General features: G+C 62.8%; 6 protein-coding genes. 2 read left to right on the plus strand and 4 right to left on the minus strand.

Features of this window, described 5'->3' with window-relative positions; all coding sequences use genetic code 11:
• Positions 1–61: 61 nt before the first annotated feature.
• The gene (locus R0382_RS14905; RefSeq protein WP_432720589.1) at positions 62–4,804 is read right to left on the minus strand and encodes an NAD-glutamate dehydrogenase; all 4,743 of its coding nucleotides are present in this window, start codon (positions 4,802–4,804) and stop codon (positions 62–64) included.
• Between the two features lie 227 nt (positions 4,805–5,031).
• Here R0382_RS14905 and R0382_RS14910 point away from each other — a divergent pair, with 227 nt between their 5' ends.
• A complete protein-coding gene (locus tag R0382_RS14910) occupies positions 5,032–7,281 on the plus strand; it encodes a DUF1631 family protein (RefSeq protein WP_432720590.1) in 2,250 nt (749 codons plus the stop codon).
• 45 nt (positions 7,282–7,326) lie between these two features.
• Entirely contained in the window at positions 7,327–9,228 is a 1,902-nt protein-coding gene (locus tag R0382_RS14915; protein ID WP_432720591.1) for an ATP-binding cassette domain-containing protein, read from the plus strand.
• A gap of 40 nt (positions 9,229–9,268) precedes the next feature.
• Here the strand turns inward: R0382_RS14915 and R0382_RS14920 are convergent, their stop codons facing one another.
• From R0382_RS14920 to adhE, 3 genes are all read right to left on the minus strand, one after another.
• A complete protein-coding gene (locus R0382_RS14920) occupies positions 9,269–10,468 on the minus strand; it encodes a DUF3734 domain-containing protein (protein ID WP_432720593.1) in 1,200 nt (399 codons plus the stop codon).
• A 15-nt stretch (positions 10,469–10,483) separates the two neighbouring features.
• Entirely contained in the window at positions 10,484–11,224 is a 741-nt protein-coding gene (locus tag R0382_RS14925) for an acetoacetate decarboxylase (protein WP_432720594.1), read from the minus strand.
• Positions 11,225–11,377: 153 nt separating this feature from the next.
• Entirely contained in the window at positions 11,378–13,999 is a 2,622-nt protein-coding gene (adhE, locus tag R0382_RS14930; protein WP_432720595.1) for a bifunctional acetaldehyde-CoA/alcohol dehydrogenase, read from the minus strand.
• Positions 14,000–14,012 lie beyond the last annotated feature (13 nt).

Below are 14,012 nucleotides of genomic sequence, written 5' to 3' on the forward strand. Positions count from 1 at the left end.
TGGACGCCAGAACTAAGGGCGACGCCCGAAAGCGTTGCCCTTAGTGCCCGGCCGGCTCCGATCAGGCGGACAGTCGCGCCCGCATCTCGCGCAATGCGGCCGAGATCATCGCCAGATCCGGCTGGCTCTCGCGCAACTCGTCGAGCATGCGCAGCCATTGCGCCAGCGGCTCGGCCACATCCTCCTGCCACGTTGCCAGCTTGGCGTCGGCATCGGCCTGCGGGCGCTGCCAGACCCGATCGGTCAGCATCGCGTGCAGCCGTTGCAGATCATCGCGTGCGGCAAGTCGGGCGAGCGTCTGCCAGCGATTTTCGCGCGGCAGCTTTTCGATCGCCATGGCCAGCCAGTCCAGCGACAGCACCTGCCCCAGAGAGAGGAACAGCTTCATCCGCTCGGCCAGCGTGCCGGTGTCCGACGCGCTGCGCGCAAGTTCGATAAAGGGCATAGCATGCTCGATCGCCAGCACTTGGCCAGCCAGTTCGCCCGGCACACCGGCTTCGACCCAGTTGGTGCGGCGCGCTTGTGCGTCGGCACTGCCGATCAGCCATTCCGGCAGCCGCGGCAGACACAGCTCGGCACACGTACGCAGATGCTCGTGCGCAGCCGTATCGAGCGGGTGCTGCAGCAACCAGCGCGCCACGCGCTCGGTCTGGCGCCGGGCCGACGACAACAGCTCGTACTGCTCGGCGACCGGCACGGCGGCAGCCGCTTCGATGCTGGCAACCAGCCTGTCGACGGCAAGCAGCTGCTGCGAATCGATCAAGGCAGCCACCACGGCATCGGCCGGGCGTTCAACCTCTTCGGCGAGCCGGAACACGCAGGTAATGCCGTAGCGGTTGACCACATGATTGGTCAGCAATGTGGCGACAATTTCGCGCCGCAGCGGGTGCTCGGGAATGCGGTCGCCGTAGCGCTGCACCAGTGCCGTCGGGAAGTAATCCTGGAGCAGGGCATTCCAGCGTTTTTCGTCAGGCAGGTTGCTGGCAAGCAACTGCTGCTTGAGTACGATTTTGGCGTAGGCGAGCAACACCGACAGCTCCGGCCGGGTCAGTCCCAGCTTCGCTTGCTGGCGTTCAAGCAGCAGGCTGTCGCTCGGCAAATACTCAAGCCGGCGCGACAGTTTGCCCTGGCGTTCCATCGCGAGCATGAAGCGCTGGTGCACCGACAGCAGCGACGGCGCCTGCATCCGCTCGAGCGAAATCGCCTGCGTCTGCAGCCGGTTGTCCTCGAGCACCAGATGGCCGACTTCGTCGGTCATCTCGGCCAACAGCTGGTTGCGCTGCTTCAGCGTCATGTCGCCGCTAGCGACGATGCGGTTGAGGAAAATCTTGATGTTGACTTCATGGTCCGAGCAATCGACGCCGGCCGAGTTGTCGATCGCGTCGGTGAAGATGCGGCCGCCCGACAGGCCGTACTCGATCCGCCCCAACTGGGTGAAGCCAAGGTTGCCGCCTTCACCGACGACCTTGCAGCGCAGCTCGCGCCCGTCAACACGGACGGCATCGCTGCCGCGATCGTTGGCTTCGGCGTGGGTTTGCGTGCTCGCTTTCACATAGGTGCCGATGCCGCCGTTGTAGAGCAGATCGATCGGCGCCTTCAGAATGGCCTGGATCAGCAGATTCGGTTCGAGTTCGTCGTCCTCGACCTGCAGCAGCGCCTTCATTTCGGCGGAGAGCGGGATCGATTTGGCGCTGCGCGGCCACAGGCCACCGCCTTGGGAAATCAGTCGCGCCTCGTAATCGGCCCAACTGGAGCGGGGCAGGGCAAACAGCCGTTCACGCTCCTTGTACGACAGGGCCGGATCCGGGGTCGGATCAATGAAGATGTGCCGGTGGTCGAATGCGGCAACCAGCTTGACCGCGGTTGAGCGCAGCAGGCCGTTGCCGAATACGTCGCCCGACATGTCGCCGACGCCGGCGATGGTGATCGGATCGACGGCAACGTCGATACCCATTTCGCGGAAATGACGCTCGACCGACACCCAGGCGCCGCGTGCGGTGATGCCCATTTTCTTGTGGTCGTAACCGACCGAGCCGCCCGATGCAAACGCGTCGTCGAGCCAGAAACCGTACTCCTGCGACAGCGCATTGGCGATGTCCGAGAACGTGGCCGTACCCTTGTCGGCGGCAACGACAAGATAAGGATCATCCTCGTCGCGACGGGTGACGCCCTGTGGTGGCACGACCTTGCCGTCGACGAGGTTGTCGGTCAGATCGAGCATGCCGCGGATCAGCGTCTGGTAGCACTCGACCCCCTTGGCGAGGAATGCCTCGCGCTCGGCCGGCGGATTCTTGACGACGAAGCCGCCCTTGGAGCCTACCGGCACGATCACGGTGTTCTTGACCATCTGCGCCTTCACGAGCCCGAGCACCTCGGTGCGGAAGTCCTCGCGCCGGTCGGACCAGCGAAGACCGCCACGCGCGACCTTGCCGCCGCGCAGATGCACGCCTTCCATTTCGCTCGAGTACACGAAAATTTCGAACAGCGGCACCGGCTGCGGCATGCCCGGGATCTGTGCCGAGGCAATCTTGAACGATACATAGGGCTTGGCGTTGCCGGCCGCGTCCTGTTGCCAGAAGTTGGTGCGCACCGTGGCTTCGATCGCCGCGCGGAACTGCGACAGCATTTTTTCGTCGTCGAGGTTCGGCTGGTCGGCTGCGAATCGTGCCAAGGCCTCGCTGAGTGCATCGACCCGCGCAGCGTCGGTGCCGGGCTTCAGTCTTCCATCGAACAGCGCGACCAGTTGCGAAGCCTGGGCAGGGAAGCGCAGCAAGGTGTCGGCGAGCGTTTCCTGGCTGAATCGCAGACCGATTTGCTTCAGATAACGCGCGTAGGCGCGCAGCACCAGCACGTCACGCCAGGCGAGCCCGGCTTGCAGGATCAAGCGGTTGAACGAGTCGTTCTCGCACTGGCCGGCAAAAATCGCCTCGAAGGCGTCGAGCAGTCTGGCTCGCGCCGCGGGGCTTTCCAGCTCGCCGGCCTGCGGAATCTGAATGCCGATATCGATGATCCACGCGGCGCTGCCGTCGGCAAAACCGAGCCTGTACGGCCGCTCGTCCTGCACGCGGGCGCCCAGGTTCTCCAGCAGCGGCAGGCAATCGGACAGCTCGATCGCCGTATTGCGGTACAGCTTCAGCCGCCACAAACGGGTATCGGCCTGGCTGCCCGGAACGATGGTCGTCGTCAGCCTGCCGGTATCGAGCGCCGTTTCCAGTGCGTCGATATCGTGCACCGCCACGCGCGCCGGGTAATCGGCGCAGTAGGCCGCTGAAAATGCATTGGCATAGCGCTGATAGCGGACCGCGCCTTGCTCCTCGCCGCCGTGGGCGACGAGCTGGCGACGCAATTCATCGGGCCAGCGCTGGGCGATTTCGGCGATTTCGGCCTCGATCTCCTGCGCGTCGTACTTCGGGTGCGTGCCATGCGGAATCCGGGTGATGAAGTTGACGCGCGCCAGCGGGCTGTCCGACAGCAGGACATTGAACTCGACGCTCTCACCGGCGAGCCGCTCCAGCAGCAATTGCTGGACCTTGACCCGGACCTCGGTGGTGTAGTTGTCGCGCGGCACGTAGAGCATGGCCGAGACATAGCGGCCGTAGATGTCGTCGCGGAAGAACACGCGCGTCCGGTTGCGTTCCTGCAGGCCGACGATGCCGGCCGAGATCCGCGCCAGTTCGTCGGCGTCGGTCTCGATCAGTTCTTCACGCGGATAGGTATCCAGTACATTCAGTAGTGCCTTGCCGCGGTGGCCAGTCAGATCGGCGCCGGATTGCGCTGCGGCGCGGGCGATTTTTTCGCGCAGGATCGGGATCTGCCGCGGCGGCGCATTGAAGGCACTGGCGGTATACAGGCCCAGCAAGCGCAGTTCGCCAACAACGTTGCCGTCGGCGTCGATGCGCTTGAGGCAGACCATGTCGAGGTAGGTCGGTCGGTGAATGACCGAGCGGGTGTCGGCCTTGGTCAGGATCAGCAGCGTATCCGGACGATAGGCGATCTTGCGCAGCTCGGGCGTCAAAGACGCCCAGGTGCGCGACGGACCGCCGACGCCATCGTCGCGCAGCATGCCCAAGCCGGACCCCGGGGTGATCCACATATTGCCATCGCCCTGCGCGTCGTCGATCCGATAATCGCGACAGCCGAGAAAAATGAAGTGGTCGTCACGCAGCCATTCCAGATAGGCAATGGTTTCGGCGATTTCGGCGGTCGCCAGCGGTGGCGGGGCGTTGCGCAGCTCGGTCAGCGTGACGCCGAGGCGCTCGGTCATTTTCGGCCAGTCGGCGACGGCCACCGACAGCACCTCCAGCGCGCCGAGGATTTCCTGCGCCAGCGCGGCCAGCGCCTCCGGGCGGGTGACGCGATCGATCTCGAAGTGCATCCAGGATTCGTGCACGCCCGCGTCGTCGAGTCCGTCGGCCTGGCCCACGGCATTGCGCACCACCCGCAGGATCGGGTGCACGACGAGGTGTACGCCATAGCCAAGGCGGTTGATCGCCATGCTGACCGTATCAACCAGAAAGGGCATGTCGTCGACGACCAGTTCGACAACGGTGTGCTTGCACTCCCAGCCGTGTTCGATCAGCGTCGGGTTGTCGGCGCGAACCAGCACCTCGCCGGCTGTGCGTTTGGCGCCAAAACGCCAGTGCGACAACGCCGCACCAGCCCAGTTGTCGGCATCCCGGGCATCGAAGTCCTCGGCGGGAAGATCCGCGTAATAGCGCGCAAACAGCGAGCGGATATTGTCGGCGAGGGGTTCGCGTGCCTGAGCCAGTGCATCCAGCTGCGGACGGGGAACGGAAAAGGTCATTTCAGCCTGCTCTGCGTCGTTGAAGCTGACTTGACTCTATACCCCGGCCTATGGCGTCGCCAGACCGGGTTTTCCTCAACCTTGTTTTCCCCAATCGCTAAAGCGAGACAAGGTGGGAACGCCCGTCAGTGTCTCTTTGCCGCCCAGCCGCCGGTGATCAGTTTGACCTGCAAATTTAGTAAACATTACCATAACCTAATATACGTCAATGACATGCCGGCACCCCCATGCACACCGTACGCGCCCGACCCGAAGCCAGCCCGCAAGCGGGAACGCTGATCGCCTGCCGCGACCTTGCGCTGGAGATGCTGACCGAGTCACTCGACGAGTTCTTCGAAGAGCTCGAGGAAACCTTCTTCCAGCTGGCCGAAACGACGACCGAGCGCGGCCTGCGCGATCAGTACTTTGACGCCAGAGTTGAAGCCCGGACCAAGAAAGACGCCATCGTCGCAGCCTTCAAGCAGCAGTTTCTGGCCAGTTTCGAAGCCAGCCTGCAATCGCGCGACCCGCGCGGCGACAGCAGCTATTACCAGGTCAACCTGACGCCGGATGCGCTGTCACTGGTTGCCAACGACGAATACGAGGCCTCGCTGACGCTGAGTAGCGTGACGAACGCAATGCAGCAAAAGGGCGGCGACACGCTGACCCAGCTTGAGCAGCGGCTGGCCACGCTCCTGCCCGAGCGCGATGACTCATCGGGCCCGCTCAGCCCCAAGGCCATTTGCGAAGCTTTTCTCAGCGCCTGCCAGCAGCTCGAAAGCGGGCTGGCCGCGCGTCTTGTCGCGTTGCGGACGTTCGAGACCGAGCTCTCGGGCCGCGTCGCCGGCGTCTATCAGCAGCTCAACCAATATCTGATCCAGCAAAACGTGGCGCTGCCGGCGCTGACCCGTCGTGCCAGCGCATCTCGTGTTCGCGGCCCCGGACCCGCGCAAGAAGGCGGTGATGATGCCGTGGGCGCACAGAACTACGCAGCAGCAGCCGGGGAGGGCGCCCATGTCGGTGGCGGTGGCTATCCGGGCGAGACTGCTGCCGCCTCCCTCTTGCGTCCCGAGCTCATTGCCCACCTGAACCAGCTGTTCTCGAACGGCGGTGCCCCCGTCTCCCAGCGCCCGGTCCGGCCGGACTGGTTCAATTTCCTCGATCATTTGCAGCAGGATTCGTTCGGTACGTCGCAGGACGTGCTTGCCCAGCCGGAAAACCTGCTGGCCCTGCTGCGCGGTAGCCGCTGGACTCAGGATCTGGATCGCGTCGACACGATGACGGTCGAACTGGTCACGCTGTTGTTCGACCGCCTGTTTGACGACACCCGGCTGCCGACCGCCGCCAAGGGTCTGCTCTCACGCCTGCAAGTCCCCGCCCTGAAAGCGGCAATGCTCGACAACGGCTTTTTCAGCGATAAATCCCACCCGGCCCGGCGGTTGATCGACCGGATTGCCGAAGCCAGCCTCGAATGGCAGAACGAGCCCTCCGAGGACGATGCGCGGCTGCACAAATTTGCCGAGTTGATCGGTGAGGTTGCGCACACCTTTAGCGATGACGCTTCGGTCTTCCAGACGGCACTCGACTCGCTCAACAACTGGCTGGAAGCCGAAAGCAGTGCGCTCGACGCGTCGATCAGCGAGCAAGCCGAAGCGCTGCTGGCCGGAGAGATCAGCGAACTCGCGCAAGCCACCGTTCAGGCCTTGATCGAGCAGCGCCTGCAGCCGGGGCACCCGCCGGTCGTTAGCGGCTTTATCCACGAGCAATGGCGCGCCGCACTGGTTGCCGCCTATGACACCAATGGCGAAGCCGCGCCGCTGTTCGTAGAACGGCTGGCCGTGGTTGACGACCTGCTGTGGAGCGTTGCGCCGAAAGTCCGGCCGGAGGATCGGCTCCAGCTCGTCAACACGCTGCCAGCGCTGCTTGCCCGGCTCGAAAAGGGAATGCGCGACACCGACGTCGCCGACGAAGTTCGCAAGGCGTTTTTTGCCGAGCTGGTACAGCTGCACGCCAGCGCCATTCGGCAAGGCTTGAAACTGGCACTCACGGCAGTGGCGCCGGCCCAGCCTGCTGCCGAAGCCATCCAGGCGCCAGTAGTGCCTGCTGCGGCGCGGCTTGACGTTGTACTGCCGGTTCGCGCGGCCGCGCCGGAAATCGAATACATCACCGATGAAGCGATCGAGCCGGATCACGAATCTGACGATCAGGCCGAGTTGGTCACGCCGGTCGAAACCGACTCAGCCCACTCGGCGTTGCCGAGCCGCGGCGACTGGGTTGAATGGCTTGACGGCGATGCTGCCCCGCGGCGCTTGCGCGTCGGCTGGATCAGCCCGCAAGGGTCCCGCTTCCTGCTGACCAGCCGTACCGACAAGGGCTTGACGCTGATGCGGCACGAAGTCGAAGCGCACCTTGCCAGTGGCGCGTTGCGGCGCATCGACCTGGGCGCCGGCGTAACCGAGGACGCGTTCAGCCAGCTGCGTGATGCACTGATCGCCTGATTCCGCCACGGCGCGTCGCTACGGAGGTCTGGTAAACTCCGGCGCATGATCCGACTTAAATCCGCCACGTTGCGACGTGGCCTCAAGGCCCTGCTTGACCAAGCCGACCTGACACTCAATCCCGGCCAGAAGGCCGGCGTCGTCGGCGCCAACGGCGCCGGGAAATCCTCTTTCTTTGCCTTGCTGCGCGGCGAGCTGCATCTTGATGGCGGCGATATCGAGATGCCGCCACGGCTGACGATCGGCCATGTCGCGCAGGAAACCCCTGCGCTCACTGAACCGGCACTCGACTACGTGCTGCGCGGCGATGCCGAACTCAGCGCGCTTGAACGCGAGCTGGCACTGGACCACGACGACGGCGTCCATCACGCCGAGCTGCTGTCGCGCCTCGAAGCCATCGATGGCTACACCGCCCGGGCACGCGGCGCCAAGCTGCTGGCCGGGCTGGGGTTCAGCGAAGCGGAAATGCAGCGCCCGGTTGCCGATTTCTCGGGTGGCTGGCGTATGCGGCTGAATCTGGCGCAAGCGCTGATGTGCCGCTCTGATCTGTTGCTGCTCGACGAGCCAACCAACCACCTGGATCTCGAAACCGTTGTCTGGCTCGAAGGCTGGCTGCGCAGCTACCAAGGCATGCTGCTGGTCATCTCGCATGACCGCGACTTCCTCGACGCTACCGTCGGCAGCATCCTGCATGTCGAGCAGGGCAAGCTCAATCTCTACACCGGCAACTACGCCAGCTTCGAAGCGCAACGCGCCGAAAAACTGGCGCAGCAACAGCAGGCGCATGACAAGCAGCAGCGCGAAATCGCCCACCTCGAGTCCTTCATCACCCGCTTCAAGGCCAAGGCCAGCAAGGCGCGGCAGGCGCAGAGCCGGGTCAAGGCGCTCGAGCGGATGGAAGTCATCGCCGCTGCGCACGTCGACTCGCCGTTTACTTTCTCGTTCCGCGAACCCGAATCGAGCCCGAATCCGCTGTTGCGCATCGAAGGCGGCGCAGCCGGCTACAACCCGGGCAAGCCCACCCTGGACAAGCTCGAACTCAGCCTGCAGAAGCAAGCGCGAATCGGACTGCTCGGCGTCAACGGCGCCGGTAAATCGACGCTGATCAAGACACTGGTCGGCGAGCTGTCCTTGCTTGCTGGCGAACGCCTGGAGGGCAAGGGACTCAAGGTCGGTTATTTTGCCCAGCATCAGCTCGAGCATTTGCGGCTTGATGAATCGCCGCTGTGGCACCTGCAGAAACTGGCGCCCGATACTCGCGAACAAGAACTGCGCGATTACCTCGGCGGTTTCGATTTCCGTGGCCCGATGGCGTCCAGTCCGGTTGCACCGTTCTCGGGCGGTGAAAAAGCCCGCCTGGCGCTAGCGCTGGTGATCTGGCAGCGGCCGAACCTGCTGCTGCTCGACGAGCCGACCAACCACCTCGACATCGACATGCGCCAGGCGCTGACGCGCGCGCTGACCGATTTTGACGGTGCCATTATTCTTGTTTCGCATGATCGCCACTTGCTGCGGGCGACTGTCGACGACTTCTGGTTGATCGAGGCGGGCAGGGTGCAGCCTTTTGATGGCGACCTCGACGATTACTCGCGCTATAGCCAGGAAAAACGCGCAGAAACGGCAGCGGTCAGCCTGCAGGCATCCGATGCCGGGCTCGACCGCAAGGCGCAGAAGCGCGCGGAGGCCGAGGCACGCCAGGTGCTGGCACAGCAGCGCAAGCCGCTGGAACAACGTTTGGGGAAAATCGAGAAAGCGCTGACGCCCAAGCAGGCCGAACACGCGGAGCTGACGATACAGCTGCAGGATGCAGCGCTGTACGAAGCCGGCCGCAAGGACGAGCTGCAAGGGGTGCTGCGTCGCGAAGCGCAGCTGAAAAGCGAAATCGACGAGCTGGAAGTCGAGTGGCTGATGCTGAGCGAGCAGCTTGAGGCGCTGGTGCCGGCCTGAAGCGCCAGCACCACAAACCGCTCGCCAGCCCCGGTCTCGTTTATTGCTGACGGTGCACGTCGTGCGTGCGCACCGGTTTGTCGGTGGTAGGCATATCGAGCCAGTCAGGGTGCCCCAGGCTGTGCTCGATATCACTCAACCCGCTGCGCCAGTGGTCACGCATGGTCAGCGCGCCGAACTGGAAATCCTTGTAATGCCCCTCGCACGCCTTGTCGTTGTAGATGAGGTGAATGATGTTGAAGCGGCGATCGCACGCTACCGCGGTGGCGCGTCGGCACCACGGGTTGTCCTTTTTGACCTCGTCCGGCACCAGCTCCAGCAGTTCTCGCAATAAACGCCGGTACTGCTGGGTGCGCTCCATATGGGTCGTGATCAATCGGGTCCGGCTTGAGTACTGAATGTCTTTTTGCCGCAAAGCCACGGTGCTTAGATTGCTTGGTAGATCCCCGTGCGCACTCCAGAGATCGACCTGAAAAATGAGCGAGTTTTTACGTGGTTCGGTCGATAGCACCTGGTAAAGCGGCGTGTTCGACACCACGCCACCATCCCAGTAGTACTCGCCATCGATTTCCACCGCCGGAAAGCCGGGCGGAAGGGCACCCGACGCCATGAAGTGCTCGGCGCGCAAGCGCTCGGTCGTATTGTCAAACGACACAAAGTTGCCGCTTTTGACGTTGACGGCGCCGACGGTGACGCGCATTTCACCCGCATCGTTGATGCGATCGAAATCGACTAGCGATTCCAGCGTCTGCTTCAGTGGTGCCGTGTCGTAGTAACTGATCTTGGCCGGCGACCCGCTCGAAGGCTGCATGAGACGCGGCAGGAAGAAGCCTTTCTGGCCCTCGATCAGCGCTCGCCAAGCCTCCCAGCCGTTAAACCATTGGAGAAGTTCGCTCGGCAAGTCGTCAGCCCCGTTCAGCGCGGCCATCGGGCTGGGCGGAAGGAAAGGGGGCTGGCAGATCGTCTGCCAGAACTCATGCAGGCGTTCGACACGCTTTTCCGGCGGATTGCCGGCAATGATGGCTGCATTCAGCGCGCCAATTGAAATTCCCGCCACCCAGTTGGGGTGAAGATTGGCCTCTGCCAGCCCCTGATACACGCCGGCCTGATAGGAGCCAAGTGCACCACCACCCTGAAGGACAAGCGCGACTACCTGATAGCCGTGATCGGCGGGCAGTCGGGGGCTTTGGTAGAAATCGCTGCTGTCGTGACTGGCCGCATTCCGCTTCTGTGTTGCCATGGTTCCCGTCCCCGCTCAAGCCAGATAGTCAAATGCAACCTCACCCAAACCAAGGGTCAGGTCGGCAACGATGTGGCGCGCTTCGAGTACCTCCAGCACGGGAAGGTCAGCCACCGGCGCCAGGGCATGCGGAAAAAGCGATAGCGCCGCCGGCCCGGTCCACGCGCCCCGGACCGAAACATCCTGCAGGTGATAGCGCACCAGTTCGCAGATGCGCGGCGTGCCGTCGACATGAGGAATGATTTTCAACAGGAAGTTCGGCGTACTGGCGAGCCCCTGTTCGACGACCCGGGCATCAAGCGTCTTGTGCTTGTAGCCCATCGTCGCCGTTGCTACCCGGACCGGGCCGTAGTCCAGCTCGCCAACCAGGGTGTCGTCGTGGACCTGCATGCGCGGTGCGGCGAGCTTTTTCGGAAACCCCCACAATTCCCGGCCACCTGCGATCGGCGGATGGTTGTCGAGATACATGGCATGCGTGTAACTGCCGGCCTGCCCCTTGTAGGTCACCGGAATGACCTGACCGCTTTCGGTGTAATCCCCGAAACCGGTCGAATCGGGCATGCGGATGAATTCGTAGTGCACCAGCGCTTCGGTGACTTCAAGCGGCTCGGGAACGACTTCGCGCAGCTTGGCCATGTCGGTGCGATAGGTGACGATGAAATATTCGCGATTTATGAACCGATAGGGGCCGACAGGAAATGCCGGGTTGGTGAAAGGCATGGCGAACGCTTGTTCGCGGATGGTTCCGATCTTCATGAGCAACGGTTCTCCTTGGCGTTATCTGACCTCATGAAGAATAGAACGCTGATATTAATCACGTAGCTTGCTGGCAAAAAAAGAAAGCAAAGGCTTGTGGCCTTTGCTTTCTTCTTGCCCGGTACTTGGGCGTTCTGGCGGACGCAGATGCGCTTACTTGGCTTGGTCGCGCTCGTAGGCTTCAACGTACGGGCGGCCATAGTAGCTGTCGAGCAGCAGCTGCTTCAGCTCCGAGATCAGCGGGTAGCGCGGGTTGGCGCCGGTGCACTGGTCGTCGAAGGCTTCTTCGGCCACTTCGTCGAGCTTGGCAAGGAACTCCTTCTCCGGCACGCCGGCGGCCTGGATCGACATCGGAATGTCGAGGGCAGCCTTCATCTCGTCGACCCAGGCGATCAGCGCTTCGACCTTCTGGTCATCGTTCTTGCCCGGCAGGCCGAGATGCTCGGCGATGTCGGCATAGCGGCACTTGCCGATCGGACGGTCATACTGGCTGAACGCGGTCTGCTTGGTCGGAATGTCGACCGAGTTGTAGCGAATCACGTTCGAGATCAGCAGGGCGTTGGCCAGACCGTGCGCCAGATGGAACTCGGCGCCAATCTTGTGTGCCATCGAGTGGCAGACACCAAGGAAGGCGTTGGCAAACGACATGCCGGCGATGGTGGCCGCGTTGTGCACCTGCTCGCGCGCCTTCGGGTCCTTGGCGCCATTGGCGTAGGCAGAGGGCAGGTACTCCTTCAGCAACTTCAGCGCCTGCAGTGCTTGCGGGTCCGAGTACTCGGTCGCCATCACCGATGCGTAGGCTTCAAGCGCGTGCGTCACCGCGTCGATGCCACCAAAGGCGGTCAGGCTCTTCGGCATCTCCATGACCAGATTGGCGTCGATGATTGCCATGTTCGGCGTGAGCTCGTAATCGGCAATCGGGTATTTCATGCCGGTTTTCTCATCGGTCACCACCGCAAACGGCGTCACTTCCGAGCCGGTGCCCGACGTCGTCGGGATCGCCACGAGTTCGGCCTTCACCCCCATCTTCGGGAACTTGTAGATGCGCTTGCGGATGTCCATGAAGCGCAGCGCCAGTTCCTCGAAGTGGACGTCCGGGTGCTCGTACATCACCCACATGATCTTGGCTGCATCCATCGGGCTGCCGCCGCCGAGTGCAATGATCACGTCCGGCTTGAAGGTGTTCAGCAGCGCCACGCCCGCGCGGACCACTTCAAGGGTCGGGTCGGCCGGTACGTCGTAGAAGACTTCAACTTCCAGGCCCATCTGCTTGAGGATGCGGATGGTCTCGTCGCAGAAGCCGTTGTTGAACAGATAGTGGCCGGTCACGATGGCGGCGCGCTTCTTGTTGCTCAGCTCCTCGAGTGCGATCGGCAGGCAACCGCGGCGGAAATAGATGCTCTTCGGCAGTTTGTGCCACAACATGTTTTCGGCCCTCTTGGCGACGGTTTTCTTGTTGATCAGGTGCTTCGGACCAACGTTCTCGGAGATCGAGTTACCGCCCCATGAACCGCAACCCAGCGTCAGCGACGGCGCGAGTTTGAAGTTATAAAGGTCGCCGATGCCGCCTTGCGACGATGGCGTATTGATCAGGATCCGCGCGGTCTTCATCTTGTCGCCGAAGTAGTTGATGCGTTCGGTTTGCAGATCCTGATCGGTGTAAAGGGCAGAGGTGTGGCCAATGCCGCCGAGCGCCACCAGCGCCTCGGCCTTGGTTACCGCGTCGTAGAAATCCTTGGCGCGGTACATGCCGAGCACCGGGCTGAGTTTCTCGTGCGCAAAGGCTTCTTCTTCACCGACCGAGGTCACTTCGCCGATCAGCACCTTGGTGTACGGCGGCACCTTGATGCCCGCCATCTCGGCGATCTTGATCGCCGACTGGCCGACGATATTGGCATTCAGACCGCCATTGATCAGGATGACTTTGCGAACGGCTTCAGCATCCTTCTTGCTCAGGATGTGGCCACCGTTCTTCGAGAAGCGTTCCTTGGCGGCTTCATACACTTCATCAACGATGATCACCGCCTGTTCGGACGCGCACACCACGCCGTTGTCGAAGGTCTTCGACATCAGGATCGACGCGACCATGCGCTTGATGTCGGCGGTTTCGTCGACCACAACCGGGGTGTTGCCGGCGCCGACGCCAATCGCCGGCTTGCCGGACGAATAGGCGGCCTTGACCATGCCCGGGCCACCGGTCGCGAGGATCAGATTGACGTCCGGGTGCTTCATCAGGTGATTCGAGAGCTCAACGCTCGGCGCATCGATCCAGCCGATGATGTCGCGCGGGGCGCCGGCTGCAACGGCGGCCTCGAGCACCAGTCGCGCGGCGGCATTGGTCGAATCCTTGGCGCGCGGGTGTGGGCTGAAAATGATGCCGTTACGGGTTTTCAGCGAGATCAGTGCCTTGAAGATGGCAGTCGACGTCGGGTTCGTCGTCGGCACGATGCCACAGATGATGCCGATCGGTTCGGCGATCGTGATCGTGCCGAACGCGTCGTCGGTAGACAGCACGCCGCAGGTCTTTTCGTCCTTGTAGGCGTTGTAGATGTATTCGGATGCGAAGTGATTCTTGATGACCTTATCTTCAAGCACGCCCATGCCGGTTTCGGAGACGGCCTGCTTGGCCAGCGGAATCCGCGCATCGGCGGCAGCCAGGGCTGCGCACCGGAAAATATTGTCGACTTGCTCCTGGGTGTAGGTCGCAAACAGTTGCTGCGCTTTCTTGACACGCGCAACCAGAGCGTCGAGTTCCTGTACCGAAGTAACAGCCATGGGTATCTCCTTG

The sequence above is a fragment of the Jeongeupia wiesaeckerbachi genome (assembly GCF_050916355.1).
Classification (GTDB): domain Bacteria; phylum Pseudomonadota; class Gammaproteobacteria; order Burkholderiales; family Chitinibacteraceae; genus Jeongeupia; species Jeongeupia wiesaeckerbachi.

What these genes read in the sequence shown, in the direction of transcription:
- R0382_RS14905 (WP_432720589.1), bottom strand. Translation starts at nt 4,804, where the DNA reads ATGACCTTTTCCGTTCCCCGTCCGCAGCTGGATGCACTGGCTCAGGCA.
- adhE (WP_432720595.1), bottom strand. Translation starts at nt 13,999, where the DNA reads ATGGCTGTTACTTCGGTACAGGAACTCGACGCTCTGGTTGCGCGTGTC.
- R0382_RS14910 (WP_432720590.1), top strand. Translation starts at nt 5,032, where the DNA reads ATGCACACCGTACGCGCCCGACCCGAAGCCAGCCCGCAAGCGGGAACG.
- R0382_RS14920 (WP_432720593.1), bottom strand. Translation starts at nt 10,468, where the DNA reads ATGGCAACACAGAAGCGGAATGCGGCCAGTCACGACAGCAGCGATTTC.
- R0382_RS14915 (WP_432720591.1), top strand. Translation starts at nt 7,327, where the DNA reads ATGATCCGACTTAAATCCGCCACGTTGCGACGTGGCCTCAAGGCCCTG.
- R0382_RS14925 (WP_432720594.1), bottom strand. Translation starts at nt 11,224, where the DNA reads ATGAAGATCGGAACCATCCGCGAACAAGCGTTCGCCATGCCTTTCACC.